Here is a 22,661-nt window from a genome sequence, read left to right on the forward strand (position 1 = left end):
TAAATCTGCCAACACAGCACAGGCACCACGTTCGGCTAATGCCTCACCCGCTGCCTGCACCAATCCGTTGGGCGTCAAATTAATGATGAATATCAAATAGCTAAAAATATGCAGTTTCTAAATTTGGAAACTATTACTATCTTTGCTCCGTTAAACAAGGATAAATTGTAATGCATTATTTTCAGACACAATTTTTAGAAGAAGCCGAAAAATTCATCGCTGGACTTGACTCTAAGACGATCAAGAAAATATTTTACAACATTGACCTTGCTGAACAAACAAATGACCCAAAGCTCTTTAAGAAGCTTCAGCAGGACATTTGGGAATTTCGAACAAAGTATGCAGGACTGCAAATAAGGCTTCTTGCTTTTTGGGACAAAACAGACGATAAAGAAACTTTAGTTTTTGCAACTCATGGGTTCATCAAGAAAGTGGACAAGGTTGCACCGAGCGAAATAGAAAGAGCTGTGAAAATTAGGAAAAGGTATTTTGAAAATAAACAGAAAAAGTAACCCTATGGCAAATCAAGAAATGAAAAGCTACTCACTTGCTGAGATGAAAGACAAATACATAGGCAAGCTTGGTACGCAAGAGAGAGATGAATATGAATATGAACTTCATATGGATGTGTTAGGCAAAATGATAAAAGCTGCACGGAAACAGCGGAATTTGACGCAGGAACAGTTGGGGCAGTTAGTTGGCGTACAGAAATCTCAAATATCTAAACTGGAAAGTAGCGCAAACAGCGCAACAATCGACACAGTTTTAAAAGTGTTTAAGGCACTTAAAGCTGAAATAAACTTCAATGTAAAACTTGAAGACAACTTTGTCAGGCTTGTCTAAAGAAAATCCGAACGCCCAACACTGCATATACAAAACCCTTGCTCCGCTGCGGGCTCTGTATATACTACACCGTTGGTGCCAATTAAGATGAAACGAACAATATTACTACTCGCATTTATATTCATCCATATAACTTCATTTGCTCAACTAGATTTGAGGCAAGTCGATTTGCTGAGAATTTCCTTAAATGATACGTCAAATCTTTTCATTGAAAAATATGAAATTGATTTAGCGAAAAAACAAATATTCTACATAACGCCTATTGCTAACTATTTGCATGTTAAAGGGGAAAAGCTCAGAACAAAGGTTATAACTTCAAAAGCGGAATGGCATAATTTAGAAAATGTGCTCTATAAAATAGATTTAGAAGAAATAGAAAAGTATATTCAAACTGACTCAACTAAGAATACATATTCTCTAGAAGTTTATAAAAATAAGGATGTTAAGAATTTTAGATTTTCTAAAGCTGATGTGCCAATAGAAATCAAGAATACTTTTGAAGAAATAAAAAATATAACTGGCACGAATCGTGTAGACGGCCCCGCCACGGTTAGGTAGCGGGGAGCGCCTCACACACCACTGTACAAGCGGGTCTCGCATACAGCGGTTCGTTAAGTTGTGGAGCTACTTTCAATGTAGTACTCGGGCAAAGATTCGTATCCCCTGCGGATAAGCCATCTCACCATTACCGTCGTTATCACCTTTTTCCTCTTCAGGTCCAGTTGTGCCTGAGGCAGGCAAGGGAATAAGACTAGCTCCTCAACCTTGGAAATAAAGGGCCGCTGATCTCTTACAAGCCCGGGAAAACTACGAACGTAGCCTTTAGCGGGACACTCAACGGTAGCTTTTAAAAGAGTAAAAAGACCAGAATTGAGCCAGACCAATGGGTAATACCGTATCAGAAGGGAACGTGTGTAAAACAAATAGCCTCTGTTTATGAACAAGAACTCCCGCCAAAGCAAAATGCAGCGTGTTGTACTATTACTGGCTTGTTTCCTGATTGCCGGGAACAGTTGCCAGGCGCAGGTTGAGGGAAGAGCAGCCTCTGTTTATACAACGAAACCTCCTGGTGCGGGTGGTACCGGCAAGGTATATATGGGCCGCGAAATTGCTCATGTAATCGGAACGGGCGGAAGTGCCTGGCTTGACAGGAGCAGCAGGCAGAAAGAAGAAAACTCACAGCGTGCCATCGATAGCATGAGTTTAGGTCCTGAGAGTGTGGTGGCCGATATTGGCGCAGGAACCGGCTACTATACATTTATGGTAGCCCAAAAAGTACCAGAAGGAAAAGTTTACGCCGTTGAGTTGCAGGATGCATTTGTTTCTGAACTTAAAAAACGAAGCCAGGAGCTTGGGTTAAAGCAGGTTGAAGTAGTAAAAGGAGGCGCAATGAGTTTAAATGTGCCGGATGCCTCACTCGATCTTGCCTTTATGGTAGATGTTTATCATGAGTTGGAGTACCCAGTGGAAATACTGCAGGCTATACACAAGGCCTTAAAACCAGGCGGTAAATTGCTCTTACTCGAGTACCGTGCCGAAGACCCGAAGGTAGCGATAAAGGAACTTCACAAAATGACTGCGAAGCAGGTACAAAAGGAGCTGGCGGCAAACGGTTTTACACTCTCCAGACGAGAAGATTTTCTCCCGATTCAGCATTTCCTGCTATTCAAAAAAAGCGATGAGTAAAGAGGCAAATATCTAGTAAACTGAAAGACATGACTACCCTCCTATCGGTTTGACCCTTGGCAATTTTCTGAGAATAAACCTTCTGGAGGCCTTTTTCTTTGGAAAAATTCGAAAGCTATAAACCAAACAGATACATTTTCCCGACCGAATTTCCTTTACTACAGACTGCAATAAAACTCATCAGAATTTATTACACCTTGTTATTCAATTTACAAAAATTCGTGTGTCGTGTATCGTGCTACATGTGCCGTATTTTTTAAGGTGATGTAATTTCTGACTCCAAAATTTGAAGATACAGGCTAATCGCAGAGTTCCTTCCAAATAAGTTATTACAAACCATCCTGTTTACAGGACTATGAATAGGAGAAACGAGTAAGTACGGATGCGCCGAACTACATTTTTACACACTGATCCGGCGCATTGCTTCAATACCAACTGCCTGCTACCCCTTACTTTCCTGTTCTGCCTCCTGCGTCAGCTTATGCAGGTTAGTTGTAATCGGCTGCTCTTTTATTAATTTGGCAAAGTATACTGTATTGCTGATTAAGAACCTCAGGTTTTTATTTGTGAACAAATGCTTGTCTCCCTCGGCATCGAGGTAGCTGGGTCCGGGACCGGCCTCACCTACCCAATATGCCATGGCATTAGGCGGAATGGTGCAACCGGAGTGGTTAAGCGAAAAGAGAACTTCGGCACATACTTTTTTGGCACCGTCTTCATTTCCGGTTACGAGCACACCGCCAATTTTATTGTACAAGGGGTATTGCCCTGTATTCTCATCCTGCTCCGATGTGCTGGCATCGATGCGCTCTATCACCATTTTACAGACAGAAGATTTATCGCCAAGCCAAATGGGTGAACCTAATATCAGAATATCCGATTGCTTTATTTCAGCTAAGATGGTTGGCCATTCATCTCCGTTACCCTCATCTGATGTTACGCCAAAAGCTACCTGATGATCAACTATCCTGATAACTTTGCTCTCTACGCCGAGTTCCTTAAAGAGAGAAACTGCCTTGCTTATAAGTGCCTCTGTGTTGGAGGTAACAGGTGATTTTTTGAGGGTACAGTTTAAGAATAATGCTTTCAAGTTCGTTTTCATAAGGTGGTTAAGTGCAGGATTAGTTTGGTGGCTCCTGGGTTATAAGTCAGACCTCCGGTTTAGTGGCCTTGCTCTAAAACTAGACGAGTCTTTAGCAGGAATGGTTTACCTTTTCGCTAAAGATGATGATGAGACAAAAGCCCTGAATTTTTCTAATGAAAACGGCCTCCGGAAGCTTTTTAATTTATAAATCGCCAAGGGTAAGCGGGCTTTTTAATAGGTATAAAGGTCAACCAAATTCTTCGGAAGTTGAAAGTAGACTTTTATTAACTTCTACCTCAAGAAAAAATATCATACCACTCTATGCTGCTCTCCTATAGGCAAAAATCAAAAAAAAGGAGTGCCAGATAGGCAGGCGCCATTTAAAAGGCATGTTATTTTTTCTTTGTTTTACCAACTGAAACAGCTGTTCCTTTTCCGGTTTGCTGTATTTATCGGTATCCACGGCTGTGTTACCGCGTATAAGCAGAGCATTGCTGTAAGTGGAGGTCTGCTACTACCTGCAGTCAGTAATTAAATCCGCTTCAACCAAAATTCACTCTTTAAACCAAATCGGCTTTTTATTACCTATGCCAAATCTGAAACGTTTACATGCCAGGCTATGGCCAAGCCTGCTCTCTTCCCCCCTGCTAGTTTTATTTGCCCTGCTACTACTGGTGGCACCAGCCGCACACGCTCAACTACTGCCAGAAACCAACGACACTACCCAAACCGCCATTCTGCCGCAATGGCCAGCCGACTCGCTGGGCAGGCGAACGCCACGCGGTACAGTTACCGGGTTTATAGAGGCAGTAGCCGCAGAAAATTACAACAGGGCCGCCCGATACCTGAGCCTCGATGAGCACAAGAAAGAGCACGAGGAGGCGGCCCAGCTGGCCCAGACGCTGCAACGCGTGCTCGACAAGCGCGGCAACATTATGCCCTACTCCTGGATCAGTAACCAACCAGAAGGGCACGACGACGACAACCTGGGGCCAAACCTCGACCGGGTAGGAACTGTGTCTGTTAACGGCGATTCGTTTGACCTGATGCTGGAGAAAACAGAAGGACCGACCGGCGAACCCATCTGGCTTTTTTCGTCCCAGACCGTGCAGCGCCTTCCTGTTGCCACACCAGATTCTATTGCTGTTCCGTTAACCGACCAACTTCTGCCTGGCATCCTCAAAACAAAAAAATGGAGCGGCGTACCGGTGGGGCACTGGCTCAGCATGATTGTTCTGGGCCTGATGGCCTACCTGCTGGCCTGGGGAATCATTTCCTTGCTCCTCCTGATTATCCGGGTATCGTGGAGTAAAAGCCGCGAAGAACCTACTGCCGGCATCCTCAAAGCCTTTGCCCTGCCTTTGCAGCTGTACCTGTCGGTGTGGTTGTTGGTGGCATCTAGCCAGGAGGTGGGCATTTCTATTATCGTGCGCCAACGCTTCAGCGAGATGAACGTGGTGGTAGGGCAAGTGGCCCTGTTGCTGCTGCTGTGGCGCCTTGTCGATTTTATCTCCAGGTTCTCTGAAAAACGCCTGACCAAACGCGGTAACGTTTCCGGAACATCTGCTGTACTTTTCCTGCGCCGGGGCATTAAAATAGCGCTGTTTGTTTTCGGTATAATTGCGATACTGGACACACTCGGGTTTGATGTTACAACAGGTTTGGCAGCACTCGGTATAGGTGGTATTGCGCTGGCACTGGGTGCACAGAAAACAGTAGAGAACTTTGTGGGCAGCGTAACCCTCATAGCAGACCAACCGGTGCGCGTTGGCGATTTCTGTAAGGTAGGCGATACGTTGGGCACCGTAGAACAGATAGGCATGCGCTCTACCCGCATCAGAACCCTCGCCCGAACCATTGTCACCATTCCGAACGGTGAGTTTTCTTCTCTCCGGATAGAAAACTACGCCCATCGCGACAGGTTCTGGTTTCATCCTACGCTTTCGCTGCGCTTCGAAACCACCCCAGACCAGATTCGGTACCTGCTGGTGGAGCTACGGTCTATTTTGTATGCGCACCCCAATGTGCACCCCGACCCGGCACGTATACGGTTTGTTAAAATAGCGCAAGCCTCTTTCGACCTCGAAATTTTCGCCTACGTTCATGCCCGCGATGTAAGCGAGTTTCTGGAGATTCAGGAAGACCTTTTTCTTCGGATGATGGATGTGGTAGTGGCTAGCGGCACTGGTTTTGCGGTTCCGGCACAGACACTTTATATGGCCAGAGACAAAGGCGTGTCGGAAGAAAAAGCTGCCGACGTAAATGAGAAGGTGCGGCAATGGCGCGAGGCCGGCGATATGCAACTTCCCAATTTCGACCCAGAGCAAATCAGCCGCTTACGAAACACCATTCCTTTTCCTCCGGAAGGCTCCAGCCAGCAGACAAAACCTCAATAACTGAACAGGAAGGTACCTCTTGCTACCCTTGGCCTTCTGAAGCCCAAAAAGCTTTAGAAGGCCATTTTCATTTACATAATTTGCGTGTTCTGCCAAATAGTATTTACACCAATCAGTTTCTGGTTTAACTCTTATCAGGCCTGGTTCTTTTTGGGGATGTCGCTGCAGGCACCCTCGTACCTGATAAAGATACTGATCCAGAGCGACCTGGAAATGCGGAAAATAACAGGCAACAGGCCAACCACCACCACTGCCACAGCACCTGCCATCATGGCCACACTCACTTCTTCCACGATTTGGTACAGCACCAGCAGGGTTATAAAAAATATGGCTACGTTAATCGCGAAGCTAACATACATGGCGCCGTAGTAATAACCCGGTTCCGGCTCAAAAGCTTGTCCGCAGCAGGGGCAGTTGGTGTGCATATCAGCAAACCGGGTGGTATAATGTGCTTTTTCTATAAACATGTTCCCATCGCGGCATCGGGGGCACTTGCAGGCAACAATACTATACAGCAGCGAATTTTTCTGGCTCATACTACTAGGCTTTCGTTACGACAAAGGTACAATTTACAAACCTCTTTATACGGCACAAATAGGCCAATATGCTGTACTTTACGGTAACAGTATGTACGTATGGGCCTGTTCTCCTGAAATTATGGAGCAGTAACTGTATATTGCAGCATGCCAGAACCCAAGATACCGCTTTACCAGATACAGGATTTCAAGGAGCAGACAGCCACAGAAAACTATTTTTATTTCAGGCAGTTCTCTACCCATTTACAGGAGCATGCTTTTATTCAGGAGCCGCACAAGCATACTTTTTACATTGTGCTGTTTGTAACGCAAGGTTCAGGTACGCATACCATCGATTTCAGGACCTATGAAGTACGGGCAGGATCGGTTTTTTTTATGGTGCCGGGGCAGGTGCACCAGTGGCGGCTTTCAGAAGATGCCGATGGCTTTATTATGTTTTTTACGCAGGAATTTTACGCGAGTGCTTACCCCCATCTTAAACTCTACGATTTTCCGTTTTTTAATGCTCTGCGGCACACGCCCCACCTGGTGGTAACGCAGCAGGAGGCAGAGGTTTTGGCCAACGTGTATACGTTGCTGCAGGAGGAGCACCAGCAACAGCAGCTTAAAAAGGAGGTTCTGGAAAGCCGTTATCTGGATATATTGTTGCTTAGGCTGGAGCGGGTGTATTTGGGTGCCGGAGCCGAAAAGGCAGGTCAACCATCGGGTTATGCGCTGTTACAGAAGCTCGAACAGCTGATAGACCAGCATTACAAAAGCCACATGCCAATGAGCCAATATGCCGCTCAACTTGCCGTAACCCCCAAGCAATTGAACGAAACCTGCAGACAGGCGCTCGGTAAAACAAGCAAACAGCTTCTGCAGGAGCGCCTTTTGCTGGAGGCGAAAAGGCTACTGGTGCACTCCGGCCTCACAACATCGCAAATAGCAGCCGAGCTAGGGTACTTCGACAACACCTACTTCTTCCGGTTCTTTAAAAAGCACACCGGGCTAACACCGGAGCAGTTTAAGCTGTCGCAAACATAAAGGAGGTCTATAAACCAATTATTTTGCGCCGTTACTAGGCGCGCGTCCTGGCAGGCTGATCAACGGACAATAGCTGTTTAATGGCTTTCACCTGCTCTTCCCTGGTTTTCAGGACTTTTTTAGGAGTAAGAATCATCAGGAATTTTGGCTCCTGCTGGTTAATGCCAGCTAAAACCTGAAGGGCTGTCTGCAGACTCTCCGTTGCTTTCAGCTTTAAGTCATTGCTTTTGCCAATTGTGTAGTTATGAAAATAATACTTGTGCTGCGACTTGTATTTCAGAACAAACTCCATTACCTCCTGCTCGCCCATATGGCTCACCTCGTTGAGGTACACTATTTTAAATCCTTTTTCGCTGTACACTTCGGTAGCTGCAAAGGCTGCCTCAAAATCAGGAAAGGCTGCTAGAGCGTAGCCGGTTTTTAAATCAAAGAAATTCATGTATGCTTTTTAAGTTTTGTTGCTCACTATAAATGGATTACCAATATATTGAACATCCAGAGTACAATAGAAAAATAAGTTTAGTGCCATTTCTTATAAAACTGGTATTTAAATCAGTTTAAATACGTATAAAAACAAGGTACATTTTGCAGCGGCAGTTTCACTTACTTAGCTTGCAACTCCAGTTCTTATACCGCTGAGTAGGCAGAAAGTTGGCTCTTTTATAAGAATATTAGGTAAAGGTCGCCTCGCCCCTTTCTAATAGCTTCTTTTTCAGAAACTTCTAGGCAAGTTGTTTAGAACCGGAATTGCCTTTTATTTTGTCTTCCTCTTTGCCTCCTCCACATACATGGTGCTGAAAAATGAAATACAGGTAATAAAAGTTGTAGTTTATCAGAACCGGATGAGGCTTTAGCAGAATAGAAGGTAATCATCAGAAATGGAACCAGAACCTGTAATAAATGTTATTTTACGAAGCATGCTTCAGCAGGCGCTTTAAAAGAGCTGGTTCAGATTTTTCTAATGAAAAGGGCCTCCAGAAGGTTTTCAGCTCAATTTAGGTCAAGGGTTGCTCTACCTGAACTTTATAGTTTAAACGGTTACTTTAGTCTGGTATGGCAAGTAGTGGTGCTAAGGAGATTTAAATACAGACCATTGGCTATAAAAACCTGCGACTAAAACAGGTTTACACCAAAAAGAGTACATCATTAGTCTTATTTAATTCGTAATATTGTATATATTCTCAGATTCCCTGAAACATTCGTTTACTCAAGTTACTTATCAGTAGCTATTTACGTACAATCTAGGGTTATCGCAGCGGCACAGGCGTGCAGTTTATTCTATCATTTAAACACAAAAAATAGTTAGCACAAAAAATAATATGGGTAGATCACAGGAAACGTTTAGTAAAAAAGAAAACGAGAAAAAAAGGCACAAGAAGAAACAAGACAAGGAGCAGAAGAAAGAAGAGCGCAAAGCAAACGCCAGCAAAGGCCAGAGCCTCGACGATATGCTTGCTTATGTAGACGAGAATGGCAACATTAGCACTACTCCGCCAGATCCGACCAAGAAAAAGAAAGTAATTAAGCAGGAAGATATCCAGATTGGCATATCGAAGCAGGAAGCTGCAGACCCGGCCGATGTGATACGAAAAGGCACTGTTGCTTTCTTTAACGAATCGAAAGGTTACGGCTTTATAAAAGACCAGGAAACGCAGGAAAGTGTATTTGTACACGTTAATGGCCTGCTGAGTACTATAAAAGAAAACGACCGCGTTACGTTTGAAGTAGAGATGGGACCAAAAGGCCCGAATGCCGTAAAGGTAAAGCTCGCTTCTTAACAGGCATGGTCACGGTTAGCTGGTAATACCCAAAGCCAGCCCCAAGCAGAGATCAAAGGTGGGGGCTAAACTTAGTCCTTCACCGATGTTTTAATTACCCCATTCACCCACCTTAGCTTTTACCATTTTCCCGGCCTGGTTTACATGCGTATACCAGCATATCCGGGCAAGTTCCTGTTCATGACTCACCGCCATTTTATCGTGCATAAACCTTTCGGCTACATTAGTCAGTTTATTACGAACCACAAAAACAAGAAGCTACTCGGAGACCTGCACGACTTTCCAGAGGGCACCATGGCTATTGGCCGCCTTGACCAGGACAGCGAAGGTCTGCTACTGCTGACCACCGATGGCAAAATGAGTGAGCTTGTAAGAAGTAGGCACATCGAGAAAGAATACTACGCGCAGGTAGATGGCCTTATAAGCTCCGAAGCCATCGCACAGTTGCAGCAAGGCGTAGAAATTACCGTAAGCAAAGAAGTTTACCAAACCCTCCCATGCCAGGCTTTTAAAATATGCCAGGATCCCGGCTTTGCTCCACGCAGCCGCAAGATCAGAGACGACAGGCATGGCCCTACCAGTTGGGTTTCTATTACCGTAACGGAAGGCAAATACCGCCAGGTCCGGAAAATGACGGCTGCCGTAGGATTTCCTACGCTACGGCTGGTAAGGGTGCGCATCGGCAACTTGCAGTTGCTGGACCTGGCTCCTGGTGCCGCGCAGGAAATTGAAGGCTTTGTTGGAATTCTTCCAATAAAGAAATCCTAAAATAGCAGTTTCTCACCGCTCCGCAAAGCTTTTCCTGGCTTCCAGAATTTCATGGAGGTTAAGTTTAGCCCAGTCTGCGAGCTGTAACAGCTGCAACAGCAGGCCCTGCCCTAGCTCCGTTAGCCGGTACTCCACTTTGGGCGGAATCTCCGGGTAAATCTTTCTGGAAACCAGGCCATCCTCTTCCAACGACCTTAGCGTTACGGTAAGCATTCGCTGCGATATGCCGTCTATCATGCTTTTCAGTTCGTTAAAGCGCAGCTTCTCCTCCCGCCCCAGCATCAGGATGGCGTAGATAGACCATTTATCGCCGAACCTCCCCAAAATGTCCTTAATAGGGCAGCAGGCCGAGAGACTGTGACTGGAGTCGAAAACATCATTTATTTTTTCCTGAACCTTAACATGTTGGTTTTCAACTTTAGTTACTTCCATGTGCCTTAGTTAAATTGATGTACCTACTTGATTTCGTCAAAGTTACTAAATAGTTTTGAGTTACTAAAAGTAACCTAGTATTGAATCATTACTGTTGTATATACGTTAAACTACCATGAGCAAGATAATTGAAACATTGAACTGGCGCTATGCCTCCAAAAGAATGACCGGCCGGAAAGTGCCTTCCGATAAAGTAAATACCATTTTAGAAGCCATACGCCTGGCTCCTTCCTCTATGGGCCTGCAGCCATACACCGTGCTGGTAATCGAAGATCAGGAACTGAAAAAGAAGATACAGCCAATTGCCATGAACCAGCCACAGATTGTGGAGAGTTCGCACCTGCTCGTATTCGCTGCCTGGGACAACCTTACACCCGGCCACATAGATGAGTTCATCAGCCACACCGCTGCCACCAGAAACCAGCCGGAAACTACCTTGGTCGACTTTAAAAACAACCTGCTGAACATTGCCGCTAAAAACACGCAGGAAGAAAACTTCACATGGGCTGCCAAACAAGCCTATATCGCCTTGGGTACCGCTTTAGTAGCAGCCGCTGCCGAAGAAGTTGATGCCACTCCTATGGAAGGCTTTAACAGCTCGCAGCTAGATGAGCTGCTGAACCTGAAAGAAAAAGGGCTACGCAGCGTTACCATTATGCCACTTGGCTACCGCGACACTACAAACGACTGGCTTGCTGGCCTGCCCAAAGTAAGGCGACAGAAAGAGAAGCTTTTTATTGTACAGTAACGACCGGGGCTCAGAAAATTATACGTTATAAAAATGAATAAGCAGAAAGTAAAAATAGACATTGTGTCTGATATTAACTGCCCCTGGTGCTACGTAGGCGATTATCGCTTAAAGAAAGCCATGGCAGAGGCAGCGGGCAACTTTGAGTTTGAAGTGGGCTTTAAACCTTTCGAGCTGAACCCAAACATACCGCAGGAGGGCATGAACCGTGAGGAATACTTCACCAGAAATTACGGCCCTCAGATTATCGCACAACTGGGTGCCATGAACAAGCGCCTCACCGATGCCGGAGCTTCAGAAGGCATCGACTTTAACTTCGATAAGCTGACTACGGTAAATAACACCTTTAACGGCCACAGGCTTATCTGGCTGGCTGGTGCATGTGGTGTGCAGCAACAAGTGGCCGAGGCCCTGTTCTATAGCTACTTTACCGAAGGAAACAACATGAACGATACTACCCTGCTAACCAGTATCGGAATTGAAAGCGGCATACCAGCCGAGCGATTAGAGGGCTTTTTTGAGGGAGAAGAAGGTACAGAGGCGGTGCTGGAGATGGAAAAATGGGCAAAGGATTCTGGCATTACTGGAGTTCCGGCCTTCATTATCAACAACAAATACCTGGTAAGCGGTGCCCAGCCACCAGAAGCATTTCATCAGGTTTTTTCCCAACTAACGCCTGCTTTCGAAGAACTAAATCAGCCTGGCGATAGCTGTGACGTTAACGGTTCTTGCTAAAAGCCAGCCGAAATAAATAAAACCAGAAAGTGTACCGAAGCTGGAAGTGCATCGGTACACTTTCTGGTTTTAGAGATACCAGGTTCCGACAAATAAGCTAAGTTGCCTTGCCTAACCCTTGGCAAAAAAGGCTCCTTTCTCTTTGGAAGGTAGTTTTCATTAGAATAATTTGTTGTTGAATGTCTATTGCTGATTGTAAACGGGTGAATAAACTACTGGGTGTAACTATGTAAGCTGAAGTAGTGGAACATCAGTAACTAAATGTTGACAATTGCGAGAAAACAAACTTGAGAGACATTAACCCAAAAAAACACATTAAAATGGAAGAAAATTATACAGTGCCGGCACAAACCCGAATCGGGCATGTACACTTAAAAGTCGCTAACCTCGACCGGGCTCTGAAATTCTATTGCGATCTGCTGGGCTTCGAAGTCACCACCATGTATGGCAAAGATGCTGCTTTTATATCGGCTGGCGGTTACCACCACCACATCGGCCTCAACACCTGGTACAGCAAAGATGGCCCTGCTCCTGCTGCCCGTGCCACTGGCCTCTTCCATACCGCCATTCTGTACCCAACCCGCAAAGACCTGGCAGCTATAGTGCGCCGATTACTAGAGGCTGGCTACCCCCTTACCGGTGCCTCCGACCATGGCGTTTCGGAAGCGATTTACCTCAACGACCCTGATCAAAACGGCGTGGAACTGTACTGGGACCGACCACAGGAAGAGTGGCCGAAAAACCCTGATGGCTCCCTTCTCATGTACACGCATGCACTAGACTTACAAGGCCTCCTGAAAGAGCTGGACTAATAATTCAACAATTAACAATCAGCAATCAGCAATCAGCAATTATTCAAATAAAAACAGCCTTCCAAAGCTTTTATGATCAAAAAGGGTCAAGGGTGCACAGATATTTCTAACCAAAGCATAGGCGCAGGAACCCCACCTGCCGTAAAAGCAGCTGGCGAAGGGAGCTTAGTATTTTGTAAATTACCGGCCAGAACCTAAACAGACCAACACAAGCATATGGAACAGAACAGCCTGATCAGAAACGAAGCCTATGTGAACGGGCGGTGGGTAAAAGCAACCAGCAACAAAACCTTTGACGTAACGAACCCTGCCACCGGCGAAGTAATAGCCAGTGTAACCGATATGAGCCGCGAGGATGTGCGCCAGGCCATAGATGCAGCCGAAGCCGCCTGGCCCGCCTACCGCGCCACCACCGCCAAACAGCGCGCCAACCTGATGCGCAACTGGTTTAACCTGATGCTGGAACACAAAGAAGAACTAGCCCGCCTGATGACCCTGGAATGTGGTAAAGTGCTGCAGGAAAGCCGGGGCGAAGTAGACTATGGCGCGTCGTTTATAGAATGGTTTGCAGAGGAAGCAAAGCGTTCCTATGGCGATGTTATACCAGCTTTTTCACGCGACCGAAGGCTGGTTGTAATAAAACAATCGGTGGGTGTGGCAGCCGCTATTACGCCCTGGAACTTCCCACTGGCCATGATTACCCGCAAAGTTGGCCCGGCCCTGGCAGCAGGCAGCACTGTAGTAGTTAAGCCACCTTCCGAAACGCCGCTTACTGCACTTGCTATTTCGTATCTGGCCGAAAAAGCAGGTTTCCCCAAAGGTGTGTACAACACTGTTACCTCCAGCAACAGCAGCGACATAGGCAAAGAACTCTGCCAGAACCCAAAAATCCGGAAGCTCTCCTTTACCGGTTCCACCCCCGTTGGCAAAATCCTGATGGAGCAGAGCGCCTCGACCCTCAAAAAACTATCGTTGGAGTTAGGCGGTAATGCTCCCTTTATTGTATTCGATGATGCCGACATAGCAGCAGCCGTAAAAGGTGCCATTCTCTCTAAGTTCCGGAACAACGGCCAGACCTGCGTGTGTGTAAATCGCATACTGGTCCAGGACAAGGTGTACGATGCTTTTCTGGAGCAGTTCTCAGAAGCAGTAGCAGCCCTGAAAGTTGGGAATGGGTTAGACGAAGGAGTGCAGGTAGGTCCGCTCATCAACCAGAAAGGCCTCGAAAAAGTGAAGCAGCACGTAGAGGATGCGCTAGCCAAAGGAGCCCGCGTAACAACTGGCGGCAAAGCGCTGGAAGGCCTGTTTTACCAACCCACTGTACTAGCCGATGCCACCCCCGACATGCTCATTGCCCGCGAAGAAGTGTTCGGACCGGTTGCTCCTGTCTTTCGCTTCAGCACCGAGCAGGAGGCCGTGCAACTGGCAAACGACACCGAATATGGCCTGGCTTCTTATTTCTACAGCAAAGATGTAGCCCGTTGCTGGCGTGTAGCCGAAGCGCTGGAATACGGCATGGTCGGCATAAACGAAGGCATGATCTCAACGGAGGTGGCACCTTTCGGAGGCATAAAAGAGTCTGGTTTCGGACGCGAAGGCTCCAAATACGGCATGGATTACTTTATGGAGATTAAGTACATGTGCTTTGGCGGCATAGAGTAAACTAAATGAGTTGCTAAGCTGCCTGAGTGTTTTTGAGCCAGGTACGGCTTTAGCATAACCTTTAACCGACATTCGTACTAATCTCAACTAAATAAAAATCAATAAATAAAAATATTATAAGCCATTGCAGCCTCTCAGACTACTTTTAAAGACAAATGGAGAATATAGCTCCTCATAAATGAACAATTTTTCATATCTTCATGTCTTAATAGTATAACAAACAATTATTATGAATAAAGGAACAGTAAAATTCTTTAACGATCTGAAAGGATTCGGATTTATTAAAGAAGCAAATTCAGAGCAAGAGTACTTTGTGCACGTATCTGGACTTATGAATGACATCAGACAGAACGATGAAGTTACTTTTGATCTGCAAGAAGGTAAAAGAGGACTGAACGCTGTAAACGTACAGCTTGTATAGTTTAATTATATAAGTCATTCAAGAAAAAGCCTTACATGACGTGTAAGGCTTTTTTTATTTATATTTTTCACCAAATGACGCGCTTCATTTGTATTAACAAATTAATAAGCGTACCTTACTAAAATGAACAGAAAATACTTAGTTGATAGCACGACAAGGGAATACATTTGTGTTGCTTTGCAAAAAGGTCAGGATTGGGAACCAAACAACCAGGACTCTCTTCCAAACTTTATGAACTCTCGCTCCAACAAAGACAGAGCTGATTTCGAGCTTCTTTCAGGCGAATATAACGACAACTCTTTCTTTGAAAAGTGGATTCGTAACGGTACTAATTTCTTGTTCCGATACTAAATCAGGCTCTATAGAGCAGTTAACTCATGTTAACTAAAAAGGTCCACAGCCAACTAGAGGCTGTGGACCTTTTTTTATGCTGCCTTAGGGCGTGCTGCCAGCTTTCGGGGGGCTTATCATAATATGCGCACCGTGCGTACCGGGGTGCATAATCCAGGGCATAGCCGGACCTTCTGGCTTTAGCGGCAGGCCTGTACTTTCTGCTGTAGCAAAAGGTATGTATACCACATAACGCAGGTAGCCATCTTTTACCTCTCCTGTGGTTTTGTTGTAGTTCTCGTCTGGGGCTGTAAATACAAACAAGGTGGTAGGTTGCTTGGGTAAAGCCAGCTTTCCGTTTACCGCCTCCTGCTCCCGTGTCTCAAAAATTTCCTGTGTGTTTTTACCGGCCTTCCGTAGTTCCCTGCCACGTGCCATAAACGGCTCCAGGTCCTGGTGGTAACACGACACCGAAAATCCTTTCTGGTTCGGGTCATCTGCCAGGCAAATCAGTTCGTTTGTTCCTTTCCGCAGGGTTACCAGCTCCCCTTGCTGGTTATACCCCAGCACAGCCGCTGCCTCTCTTTTCTCCGATGGCGCCGCCAGCAAGGCTGCTTTAACTTGAATATCGGCTGCAGGCACAGGAGTCTGTGCCACTGACCAGGCTCCTGTAAGCACAAGCACCAGCAAAAGGACAGTTTTTTTCATAGCGTAAATATCTGGTTAACAATACCAACTATAGTTTAAGGTAATCATTTAAACCGTTTCAAGCAAACTTGGCACATTTGGCGAACCATTTTGCTCGGCTTCACCAACAACTACTAATGCTTCGCCGGATTAAACTTTCTGATGGCGCAAGCGTTCTCGCTCGTGCCGACTATTCCACAGCCTCTGCCCGCCTTAACATTCCTTTGCGGGCATATAATTCTATATTTTAATTGGAGCAGCACGAGGTTCAGAAGAAATAGCTTGCTTGTGAAATGAAAATCAACTGCAACTCCTCCTTCATAAAATCCTGACGAATGAATGCTAGTTAATTCTTGTTCTATCTTCAGAAACTGTTTATATTTCCTCCAGAAATAAATAAGTCGTGCATATATAAATAACGCGATCTGCCTAATTCCCTAAATTTCACTTTCATGAAACGCTATCAGGTTATTGCTTTCCTCTTGCTCCTGCCCTTTTCGATTGCCTATGCACAAAAGGTAAAGTTAACGGAGGAAGAGTGGCACGGTGCCGGATGTTACAAAATTGCCATGCCCATGGGTACGGTTTATTTTGAAAAAGACAACGGTGTATCGGGTTTCAAAAGCTTTATAGACAAAGAAGGGAACGATTGGATTGCCTCTTACATGGAGCCCGGCCCGAACGGTGACTTCAGAGGATTCCCGAACAGCACCGGCGACTTTGGGCATGCCGGCCGCAACAGCAATTCTACCACAGTGGTAGTAAACGGAAAAACGGAAGGCGACCTCGTCATTCTGGAATCATCTAACCCGGACTTTACTTTCCAGTACTGGTTTTTCCCGGATCGTGTGGCCATAAAAGTGCTAAAATCGAAAGGTGAGTATGCCTTTTTATACGAAGGCGTAGCAGGCGGATCTGCCGATGCCGAAGACTATTTTGTAACGGCAGACGGTAAAAAGCATATACCCAGCGGTGAGTTTTCTGATTTTTCGCCGGAATGGTTTTACCTCGGCGACCCTAAAGTAAAAAGTTACCTTTTTCTGGCTAAAACGCCCGACGACGACGCACCCAACGAGAACCACCGCCAAATAAGGAAAGGTGACGTGCATAACATGGACCTTTACAGCTTCGGACGCTCCGGTCCCGAAAACGGCTACAAAGTGTATGGCATGAGCGGCACCGAGCACGTGTGCATAATCGGCTTTGCCGACACCACCAAAAGTCATAAACAAATGACCAGGATGATCCAGAAATTTCTCAAAAACCCATTCCGGAAATGAGTGGATGAGGGAATGAATGAGTCGCAAAACCTTGAAAGTTTTTATAAGTCATGGCGCGAGCGTACGCGCTTATTTCTATTATTCCGCGGCCTCTGGTCGCTTAGAAAAATAATGCGTACCACTGTGGTCTCCTTACTAAGGTAGCTAATGATAAAAGCCTTAAACCTGCTGCTGCTGCTTTTTGCCTTGCCGGTTTTAGGGCAAAAGACAAAACCGCGCGTTATTGTAAGCACCGATATTGGCGGCACCGACGACGATGATTTTCAGTCGATGATCCACTACCTGATGTATGCCGACAAGTTTCAGACAGAAGGTCTTATTTCCTCCCCTTACGGCGATGGTCGCACAGCGGATATAATACGGATAATAGATTTGTATGAAACCGATTACCCTAAACTGAAGGCAAAAGACTTTCCGGAAGCAAGTGCTTTACGCGCTGTAGTAAAACAAGGCGCTACAGAGCGGGCACCTTCTAAAGGCTGGAGCACTCCTTCTGAAGGATCGGAGTGGATAATAGAGTGTGCCAAACGAAAAAGCAAACAGCCCTTATGGGTACTGGTATGGGGCGGCATAGAAGACGTAGCCCAGGCCCTGCATGACGCCCCTGAAATTGCGCCAAAACTGCGTGTGTACTGGATTGGTGGCCCAAACAAAAAATGGGGTGCCGATGCGTACCAATACCTCGTCAGCCATTTCCCTGACCTCTGGATAATCGAGAACAATGCTACCTACAGAGGCTGGTTCCAGAACTACGAAACAGGAAAAATTTTCGACAACAGCGCCTATTTCGAAAAGCATATAAAAGGCCACGGAGCTATGGGGAACGACTTTGGCAACTATTACAAAGGAGTAATTAAGATGGGCGATACACCTTCTGTGGCTTACCTGCTGCACGGTAACCCTGAAAAACCGCAGGAGCCGAGCTGGGGAGGCAGTTTTGTGCCGCTCCGCCACAGCTCCCGCCGCGAATTTACACGGGCCACCACCTTAGCCGACAATATTCCTGTTTTCGGGCTGATGGAATGGGTGCTGAAAGGGCCGGACACTGGCCCAGGCCATGAGGAACCATGCCTGTGGCTGGAGGTGAGCGGCCAGAAATTTGAAGGTTACTACGAAGGCAAAGGCCAATACCGGGTACGCTTCGTTCCAAAATCGATTGGTCAGTGGAGTTACCGGATCAGCAGTCATATAAAAGAACTCGACGGCCAACAGGGTCAATTCACCAGCACCGACCCCTTGCCCGGCACCAGGCACCCGCAAGACTTCGGACCGTTGAAAGGCTGGCTCACCGACAGTCCGGCACCCGACTTGTATGTAGGGGAGCACCAAGGGGCTAAAACAGTTAACCAGTGGCAGCAGGAATTCTTAGCCGACTGGGCCAAACGCTGGGTCTGGCTGCAGGAGAAATAGAGAAAGTAAACCGTAAATTATTCGAATGAAAATAGCCTTCCGAAGCCATTTCACTTAAAACTATTCAAGGGTCCGTAAAACATTCAGATCTTGATAATGTTGCCGCGCGATCTGCTGGAACGTACTTGAAAATCTTGGCATCCAACCGTGATTTTTCTGCTAATTAAAATTGCTGTACCCTTAGACTTGGGTCTTAGAAAAAGTCGTTGGAAGGCCTATTTCATTTAAATAATTCAGAACACTCAACTGCTAAACTTTTTTACGACTATCGCCAAGCCAAAATACCTATGATTCAGAAACTGAAGCTTCTAACGTTCCTGCTACTGCTGGTAGCCTGTACGCAGCCGCAGCAACTCCAGGTAACTTCTGCCGCCGCAACTACTACCCCTACTGCAGAAACCGGCACTTCAACAAATGCACAGGTAGTAACCTCTGTGGGGAAATACAAACTATTTGAGACTTCGGTACTGAACCAGAAGCCTTATGCCAATAAATTTACGGAGGTGGAACTGTTGGTGCAATACCAGGCACCTTCCGGCAAACTGGTCAATTTCAGAGGCTTTTTTGATGGTGATGGGGCAGGCAAAGGCAACGCCACTACAGGCAACGTCTGGAAAATGCGCTTTATGCCCGATGAGGCCGGCACCTGGCGCTATGTCTACTCCTGGACCGATGGCACCAAAGGCGGCCAGGGCAGTTTTGAGTGCACGGAGGCAGGTGCTGGCAAAGGTGTATTGCAGCCCTACACCCAAAACCCGCATTGGTATGCCTACAACGGTACAGAGCCGGTCTGGCTCAAATCGTATTACGAAACCGGCCACGGCTCTATCGGTCAGAACTTCGATTGGGTTAAAGAGAACGTGTACAGCAAATTTATAGAACGTGGTTACAACCATCTGCAGGTTAACTGGCTGCTCTCTATCTGCTGCTTTAAACAATATTACCTCGATGGCCCCGAACCCGAAACCCTGGACCTGGCTTTGTACGAAGAAGGCAAAGCCTCCAGCACCATGAACCTGGATGTATGGCGCCGCATGGAGCAGCACATGGGCTGGCTGAACGACCAGAATGTAGGCGTGCACATGTTTCTGGGGGTAGACGGAAGCCAGAACGAAGGTCCTGACTGGAGCAAACTGAGCCCGGAAGAAAAAGACTTTATGGTGCGGTACATGGTGGCCCGGCTTGCCCCGTATGCTAACCTGGCCGGCTGGAACTTTGTATGGGAAGTGCCCGGCAACCGCGAGAGCCACGAGCTAGGCTTTGCACGGCTGGTGGCACAGTACGACGTGTTTAACCACCTGCGCACTTACGAAGACGAGTTTCCGCGCGAGCATCATTACCACCTACCCGAGTACACCTTTGCTGCCATAGAAAACCACCAGATTGCGGCACCGGCTAAAACACTGGAGCGCCAGCTCTGGCGCGATGCCTGGACCCACCACATGGCCTGCCTGCTCGGCTACGCTGGCAAACCCGTTTTCATGAGCGAAGGAAACGCCCTTTGGCGCAGGTTCTGGCACGAACGCGTAGGTGCCACGCAAGACGACCTGAGACGATCGGCCTGGGCTTGCGCCACAGCAGGAGCCTCTTTTACCTGGAACGGGCATGAGAAAGAGTATGAACTATATGCCAATGGTCCTTCAGGGCTGCCGTTCCATAAAAGCAACCCGTTTATAACCTCAGCAGGCTATATAGATGTGCTCTCGCAGGTAATGAGCAGCGAGGTAGAGTTTTACAAGATGCGCCCACACGATGAGCTGCTGGCAATGCACCAGACCATGCGGGTGTACGCCTTAGCAGAACCTGGCCGCCAGTACCTGGTATTCGCTCCTGATGGCGAACCTTTTGCCCTTAAACTGGCAGAAGACACTTACAACCGCAACAGCTGGATAGATACGAAAACAGGTAAGAAAACGGCCGCCTCGTCTGTAAAAGGCAAAGGAGATGATACCCCGATCAGCTTTAAAGCACCTTCTAAAACCACTGACTGGGTTCTGATTTTAAAGCAGGAGTAGCCTGCTACAGCAGGAGGAGGAATATAAATCCAGGCAAAAAACACATTTTAGTATATCAAAACACGGGCATTTAAGTAAGTATTTAAAACTAAGTTCTATTTAAATGACTTGCTTATGCTTATAAAAAATGCTGCCAGCCTCCTCCTTCTGTACCTGCCTACTTCTTTCAACAGCCTGTTACCGCACCTGCGTTCCTCTGTAAAGTATGGCTGTAGCTTACTGGCTGCCTGTTTTTTTTGCCTGCAACAGGCTACAGCTCAAACCGATACAACCGCCAGCACTCAAACCCGTGGCAGGTTGCCAAGCCTGTTTTCGGTTGGAGTAGGTGCGCAGTATGGGTTTATTTTTGCTCACTCACAGGATGTGCAGAATACCAGCGGCGCTAACCCCATCGGGGCCGAACTCACACTGAGCTGGCAACGCAACGACCAGGATACCTGGGACCTGTGTAATTGTTTCCCGAGAAACGGCCTGTTGCTGTCGTATTACGATTTCGATAATGCAATTTTAGGAAAGGGTGTAAACGCGGCTTATTTTCTGGAACCAACCTATAAACTAGGCCAGAATTCGTTTTTCTCTTTTAAAGGATCTGCCGGACTTTCGTATCTCAGCAACCCGCACGATGAAACGGCTAACCCGGCCAACCAATCGTACAGCACCAGCATAAACGCGTATTTACTGTTGGGCCTTGGTGCCTGGTTCAGGGTAAGTGAGCACTGGTGGCTCAACCCGTCTGTTAACTACCAGCATATTTCCAACGGCGGACTTAGCAAGCCGAACAAGGGCATAAACTGGCCCACAGCAGGCATAGCCGTTAGCTACCAACCTACTACCCGCCCCTACTACACCCACCCCCGCTCCACCGAAAAATTCTGGCTAGGCGACTCCCCGCGTTGGGACATTACCTTGTTTGGCATTGCCAGAAGAGGCTCCGATGCGGAGGGCAACCGCAAGCGCTTCCCGATGGCAGGTGCTGCGGTGCAGGGTGCCAAACAGGTGGGCCGCATTAGTAATTTAACCCTGGCAACAGAAGTTTACCGGGATGAGGAACTCCAAAACCGGCTGAATTTTGACGAACTGGATGGAAGTCCGGTAAAAGCGGGCATTATGCTGGGGCACGAGTTTATCTTAGGCAAGTTCCTGTTCAGCCAGCGCCTGGGTTATTATGTCTTCGACCAAACGCCTTATTTCGACCGCCTCTACCATCGCTGGGGGTTGCAGTACAGGTTAAACCAGAAGCTTGGATTTGGTTTCAACCTGCTGGCCCACCGGCAGGTTGCCGAGTTTATCGATTTACGAGTAACCTACAGTTTTCAAAGAAAGTAGTAAGAAATCTCTTTCCTGATTATGTTGACCAAAAGATTCTTTGCAGAATGACCGGAAAAAGAAGTGTATTCCCATCATTTCTAACATCTTCCATTAACCATTTACCAATCAAAAATCAACAATTATTCTAATGAAATCCCCATTCCGGAACGCCTGTTGCTCCACTAAACTCTTAACTCATAACTCTTAACTCTTAACTACTGTAACCCCATTTGGCACAAGAGGGAGCGCTTTTAGCCTGATACCGGTAGCAGCTGCAATAGCATTGCGTATAGCAGGTGCTACACCCACAATAGGCGCTTCTCCGGCTCCGGCCGAAGGCAGGTCTTTCCGGTTAAGCTGAATAATTTCGATGGCAGGAGTATCTTTAAAACGCGGCACCCGGTACTGGCCAAACAGCGGATTCAGAATTTTACCGTCTTTAAAATCTACAGCCTCGAACAGCGCCCCACCCAACCCTTGCACCAGGCTTCCCAGAATCTGGTTTTCAAGGTGCTCGGGGTTTATAATGGCTCCGCACTCAAAGGCCGAGGTAAGGCGTACTACGTTTACCTCACCGGTTTTGGAGTCTACTTTTACTTCGGCACAGGTAGCCGTAAAGCCTCCTTTCTCGGTGCCACCTCCTATGCCAAACCCATGATTGGCGGGTGCTTTCTTTGCTGCCCAGCCAAACTGCTTCGCAGCAG

24 protein-coding genes are annotated in these 22,661 nt (G+C 46.9%); 18 read left to right on the top strand and 6 right to left on the bottom strand.

Going from position 1 to position 22,661, the window contains the following annotated elements; all coding sequences use genetic code 11:
- The first annotated feature begins 170 nt into the window (after nucleotides 1-170).
- From FVR03_RS19840 to FVR03_RS19855, 4 genes are all read left to right on the top strand, one after another.
- Complete coding sequence (locus FVR03_RS19840; RefSeq protein WP_147923518.1) at nucleotides 171-512, top strand: type II toxin-antitoxin system RelE/ParE family toxin; 342 nt, start codon at nucleotides 171-173, stop codon at nucleotides 510-512.
- Nucleotides 513-531: 19 nt separating this feature from the next.
- Nucleotides 532-843, top strand: coding sequence for a helix-turn-helix domain-containing protein (locus tag FVR03_RS19845; protein ID WP_222707278.1), 312 nt, complete (start codon nucleotides 532-534; stop codon nucleotides 841-843).
- 87 nt (nucleotides 844-930) lie between these two features.
- Nucleotides 931-1,401: a hypothetical protein gene (locus FVR03_RS19850; protein ID WP_147923520.1), complete on the top strand. Its 471-nt coding sequence runs from the start codon at nucleotides 931-933 to the stop codon at nucleotides 1,399-1,401.
- Between the two features lie 378 nt (nucleotides 1,402-1,779).
- A complete protein-coding gene (locus FVR03_RS19855) occupies nucleotides 1,780-2,529 on the top strand; it encodes a class I SAM-dependent methyltransferase (RefSeq protein WP_255474311.1) in 750 nt (249 codons plus the stop codon).
- A gap of 442 nt (nucleotides 2,530-2,971) precedes the next feature.
- Here FVR03_RS19855 and FVR03_RS19860 read toward each other — a convergent pair whose 3' ends face one another.
- Nucleotides 2,972-3,619, bottom strand: coding sequence for a flavodoxin family protein (locus tag FVR03_RS19860; RefSeq protein WP_222707277.1), 648 nt, complete (start codon nucleotides 3,617-3,619; stop codon nucleotides 2,972-2,974).
- Nucleotides 3,620-4,200: 581 nt separating this feature from the next.
- On the opposite strand from FVR03_RS19860, the gene FVR03_RS19865 reads away from it, so the two are divergent.
- A complete protein-coding gene (locus tag FVR03_RS19865; RefSeq protein ID WP_147923522.1) occupies nucleotides 4,201-6,009 on the top strand; it encodes a mechanosensitive ion channel family protein in 1,809 nt (602 codons plus the stop codon).
- 134 nt (nucleotides 6,010-6,143) lie between these two features.
- Here the strand turns inward: FVR03_RS19865 and FVR03_RS19870 are convergent, their stop codons facing one another.
- On the bottom strand, nucleotides 6,144-6,545 hold the full coding sequence (locus FVR03_RS19870) for a DUF983 domain-containing protein (protein WP_147923523.1): 402 nt from the start codon (nucleotides 6,543-6,545) through the stop codon (nucleotides 6,144-6,146).
- A gap of 147 nt (nucleotides 6,546-6,692) precedes the next feature.
- On the opposite strand from FVR03_RS19870, the gene FVR03_RS19875 reads away from it, so the two are divergent.
- On the top strand, nucleotides 6,693-7,571 hold the full coding sequence (locus FVR03_RS19875) for an AraC family transcriptional regulator (protein ID WP_147923524.1): 879 nt from the start codon (nucleotides 6,693-6,695) through the stop codon (nucleotides 7,569-7,571).
- Between the two features lie 34 nt (nucleotides 7,572-7,605).
- Here the strand turns inward: FVR03_RS19875 and FVR03_RS19880 are convergent, their stop codons facing one another.
- A complete protein-coding gene (locus tag FVR03_RS19880; protein WP_147923525.1) occupies nucleotides 7,606-8,010 on the bottom strand; it encodes a hypothetical protein in 405 nt (134 codons plus the stop codon).
- 880 nt (nucleotides 8,011-8,890) lie between these two features.
- Between FVR03_RS19880 and FVR03_RS19885 the strand changes: the two genes are divergently transcribed.
- Both FVR03_RS19885 and FVR03_RS19890 read left to right on the top strand, forming a co-directional pair.
- Nucleotides 8,891-9,349, top strand: a complete 459-nt coding sequence (locus FVR03_RS19885; protein WP_147923526.1) for a cold-shock protein — start codon at nucleotides 8,891-8,893, stop codon at nucleotides 9,347-9,349.
- Nucleotides 9,350-9,493: 144 nt separating this feature from the next.
- Nucleotides 9,494-10,117 (top strand): pseudouridine synthase, encoded by a 624-nt coding sequence (locus FVR03_RS19890; protein ID WP_255474313.1) that lies wholly within the window; start codon nucleotides 9,494-9,496, stop codon nucleotides 10,115-10,117.
- Nucleotides 10,118-10,129: 12 nt separating this feature from the next.
- Here the strand turns inward: FVR03_RS19890 and FVR03_RS19895 are convergent, their stop codons facing one another.
- Nucleotides 10,130-10,549 (bottom strand): winged helix-turn-helix transcriptional regulator, encoded by a 420-nt coding sequence (locus FVR03_RS19895; protein WP_147923527.1) that lies wholly within the window; start codon nucleotides 10,547-10,549, stop codon nucleotides 10,130-10,132.
- Between the two features lie 115 nt (nucleotides 10,550-10,664).
- On the opposite strand from FVR03_RS19895, the gene FVR03_RS19900 reads away from it, so the two are divergent.
- The 6 genes from FVR03_RS19900 (at nucleotide 10,665) to FVR03_RS19925 (ending at nucleotide 15,278) form a co-directional block, all read left to right on the top strand.
- Entirely contained in the window at nucleotides 10,665-11,297 is a 633-nt protein-coding gene (locus FVR03_RS19900) for a nitroreductase family protein (RefSeq protein WP_147923528.1), read from the top strand.
- A gap of 33 nt (nucleotides 11,298-11,330) precedes the next feature.
- Complete coding sequence (locus FVR03_RS19905; RefSeq protein ID WP_147923529.1) at nucleotides 11,331-12,032, top strand: DsbA family oxidoreductase; 702 nt, start codon at nucleotides 11,331-11,333, stop codon at nucleotides 12,030-12,032.
- A 320-nt stretch (nucleotides 12,033-12,352) separates the two neighbouring features.
- The gene (locus FVR03_RS19910) at nucleotides 12,353-12,844 is read left to right on the top strand and encodes a VOC family protein (protein WP_147923530.1); all 492 of its coding nucleotides are present in this window, start codon (nucleotides 12,353-12,355) and stop codon (nucleotides 12,842-12,844) included.
- A gap of 216 nt (nucleotides 12,845-13,060) precedes the next feature.
- Nucleotides 13,061-14,506 (top strand): NAD-dependent succinate-semialdehyde dehydrogenase, encoded by a 1,446-nt coding sequence (locus FVR03_RS19915; RefSeq protein WP_147923531.1) that lies wholly within the window; start codon nucleotides 13,061-13,063, stop codon nucleotides 14,504-14,506.
- Between the two features lie 229 nt (nucleotides 14,507-14,735).
- The gene (locus tag FVR03_RS19920; protein WP_147923532.1) at nucleotides 14,736-14,927 is read left to right on the top strand and encodes a cold-shock protein; all 192 of its coding nucleotides are present in this window, start codon (nucleotides 14,736-14,738) and stop codon (nucleotides 14,925-14,927) included.
- A gap of 123 nt (nucleotides 14,928-15,050) precedes the next feature.
- Complete coding sequence (locus tag FVR03_RS19925) at nucleotides 15,051-15,278, top strand: hypothetical protein (RefSeq protein WP_147923533.1); 228 nt, start codon at nucleotides 15,051-15,053, stop codon at nucleotides 15,276-15,278.
- Between the two features lie 84 nt (nucleotides 15,279-15,362).
- Here the strand turns inward: FVR03_RS19925 and FVR03_RS19930 are convergent, their stop codons facing one another.
- On the bottom strand, nucleotides 15,363-15,965 hold the full coding sequence (locus FVR03_RS19930) for a hypothetical protein (RefSeq protein WP_147923534.1): 603 nt from the start codon (nucleotides 15,963-15,965) through the stop codon (nucleotides 15,363-15,365).
- Between the two features lie 431 nt (nucleotides 15,966-16,396).
- Between FVR03_RS19930 and FVR03_RS19935 the strand changes: the two genes are divergently transcribed.
- From FVR03_RS19935 to FVR03_RS19950, 4 genes are all read left to right on the top strand, one after another.
- On the top strand, nucleotides 16,397-17,224 hold the full coding sequence (locus FVR03_RS19935) for a hypothetical protein (RefSeq protein WP_147923535.1): 828 nt from the start codon (nucleotides 16,397-16,399) through the stop codon (nucleotides 17,222-17,224).
- 147 nt (nucleotides 17,225-17,371) lie between these two features.
- Nucleotides 17,372-18,634: a nucleoside hydrolase-like domain-containing protein gene (locus tag FVR03_RS19940; RefSeq protein WP_147923536.1), complete on the top strand. Its 1,263-nt coding sequence runs from the start codon at nucleotides 17,372-17,374 to the stop codon at nucleotides 18,632-18,634.
- A gap of 287 nt (nucleotides 18,635-18,921) precedes the next feature.
- A complete protein-coding gene (locus tag FVR03_RS19945) occupies nucleotides 18,922-20,649 on the top strand; it encodes a DUF5060 domain-containing protein (protein WP_147923537.1) in 1,728 nt (575 codons plus the stop codon).
- Between the two features lie 114 nt (nucleotides 20,650-20,763).
- Entirely contained in the window at nucleotides 20,764-21,975 is a 1,212-nt protein-coding gene (locus tag FVR03_RS19950; protein ID WP_147923538.1) for an acyloxyacyl hydrolase, read from the top strand.
- A 186-nt stretch (nucleotides 21,976-22,161) separates the two neighbouring features.
- On the opposite strand, the gene FVR03_RS19955 is transcribed toward FVR03_RS19950, so the two are convergent.
- Nucleotides 22,162-22,661 (bottom strand): molybdopterin cofactor-binding domain-containing protein (locus FVR03_RS19955; RefSeq protein WP_147923539.1); only part of this gene is annotated, 500 nt, incomplete at its 5' end.

The organism is Pontibacter qinzhouensis (assembly GCF_008017455.1).
GTDB lineage: Bacteria > Bacteroidota > Bacteroidia > Cytophagales > Hymenobacteraceae > Pontibacter > Pontibacter qinzhouensis.

What these genes read in the sequence shown, in the direction of transcription:
- FVR03_RS19840 (WP_147923518.1), top strand. Translation starts at nt 171, where the DNA reads ATGCATTATTTTCAGACACAATTTTTAGAAGAAGCCGAAAAATTCATC.
- FVR03_RS19845 (WP_222707278.1), top strand. Translation starts at nt 532, where the DNA reads ATGAAAAGCTACTCACTTGCTGAGATGAAAGACAAATACATAGGCAAG.
- FVR03_RS19850 (WP_147923520.1), top strand. Translation starts at nt 931, where the DNA reads ATGAAACGAACAATATTACTACTCGCATTTATATTCATCCATATAACT.
- FVR03_RS19855 (WP_255474311.1), top strand. Translation starts at nt 1,780, where the DNA reads ATGAACAAGAACTCCCGCCAAAGCAAAATGCAGCGTGTTGTACTATTA.
- FVR03_RS19865 (WP_147923522.1), top strand. Translation starts at nt 4,201, where the DNA reads ATGCCAAATCTGAAACGTTTACATGCCAGGCTATGGCCAAGCCTGCTC.
- FVR03_RS19870 (WP_147923523.1), bottom strand. Translation starts at nt 6,545, where the DNA reads ATGAGCCAGAAAAATTCGCTGCTGTATAGTATTGTTGCCTGCAAGTGC.
- FVR03_RS19875 (WP_147923524.1), top strand. Translation starts at nt 6,693, where the DNA reads ATGCCAGAACCCAAGATACCGCTTTACCAGATACAGGATTTCAAGGAG.
- FVR03_RS19880 (WP_147923525.1), bottom strand. Translation starts at nt 8,010, where the DNA reads ATGAATTTCTTTGATTTAAAAACCGGCTACGCTCTAGCAGCCTTTCCT.
- FVR03_RS19885 (WP_147923526.1), top strand. Translation starts at nt 8,891, where the DNA reads ATGGGTAGATCACAGGAAACGTTTAGTAAAAAAGAAAACGAGAAAAAA.
- FVR03_RS19890 (WP_255474313.1), top strand. Translation starts at nt 9,494, where the DNA reads ATGCGTATACCAGCATATCCGGGCAAGTTCCTGTTCATGACTCACCGC.
- FVR03_RS19895 (WP_147923527.1), bottom strand. Translation starts at nt 10,549, where the DNA reads ATGGAAGTAACTAAAGTTGAAAACCAACATGTTAAGGTTCAGGAAAAA.
- FVR03_RS19900 (WP_147923528.1), top strand. Translation starts at nt 10,665, where the DNA reads ATGAGCAAGATAATTGAAACATTGAACTGGCGCTATGCCTCCAAAAGA.
- FVR03_RS19905 (WP_147923529.1), top strand. Translation starts at nt 11,331, where the DNA reads ATGAATAAGCAGAAAGTAAAAATAGACATTGTGTCTGATATTAACTGC.
- FVR03_RS19910 (WP_147923530.1), top strand. Translation starts at nt 12,353, where the DNA reads ATGGAAGAAAATTATACAGTGCCGGCACAAACCCGAATCGGGCATGTA.
- FVR03_RS19915 (WP_147923531.1), top strand. Translation starts at nt 13,061, where the DNA reads ATGGAACAGAACAGCCTGATCAGAAACGAAGCCTATGTGAACGGGCGG.
- FVR03_RS19920 (WP_147923532.1), top strand. Translation starts at nt 14,736, where the DNA reads ATGAATAAAGGAACAGTAAAATTCTTTAACGATCTGAAAGGATTCGGA.
- FVR03_RS19925 (WP_147923533.1), top strand. Translation starts at nt 15,051, where the DNA reads ATGAACAGAAAATACTTAGTTGATAGCACGACAAGGGAATACATTTGT.
- FVR03_RS19930 (WP_147923534.1), bottom strand. Translation starts at nt 15,965, where the DNA reads ATGAAAAAAACTGTCCTTTTGCTGGTGCTTGTGCTTACAGGAGCCTGG.
- FVR03_RS19935 (WP_147923535.1), top strand. Translation starts at nt 16,397, where the DNA reads ATGAAACGCTATCAGGTTATTGCTTTCCTCTTGCTCCTGCCCTTTTCG.
- FVR03_RS19940 (WP_147923536.1), top strand. Translation starts at nt 17,372, where the DNA reads ATGATAAAAGCCTTAAACCTGCTGCTGCTGCTTTTTGCCTTGCCGGTT.
- FVR03_RS19945 (WP_147923537.1), top strand. Translation starts at nt 18,922, where the DNA reads ATGATTCAGAAACTGAAGCTTCTAACGTTCCTGCTACTGCTGGTAGCC.
- FVR03_RS19950 (WP_147923538.1), top strand. Translation starts at nt 20,764, where the DNA reads ATGCTTATAAAAAATGCTGCCAGCCTCCTCCTTCTGTACCTGCCTACT.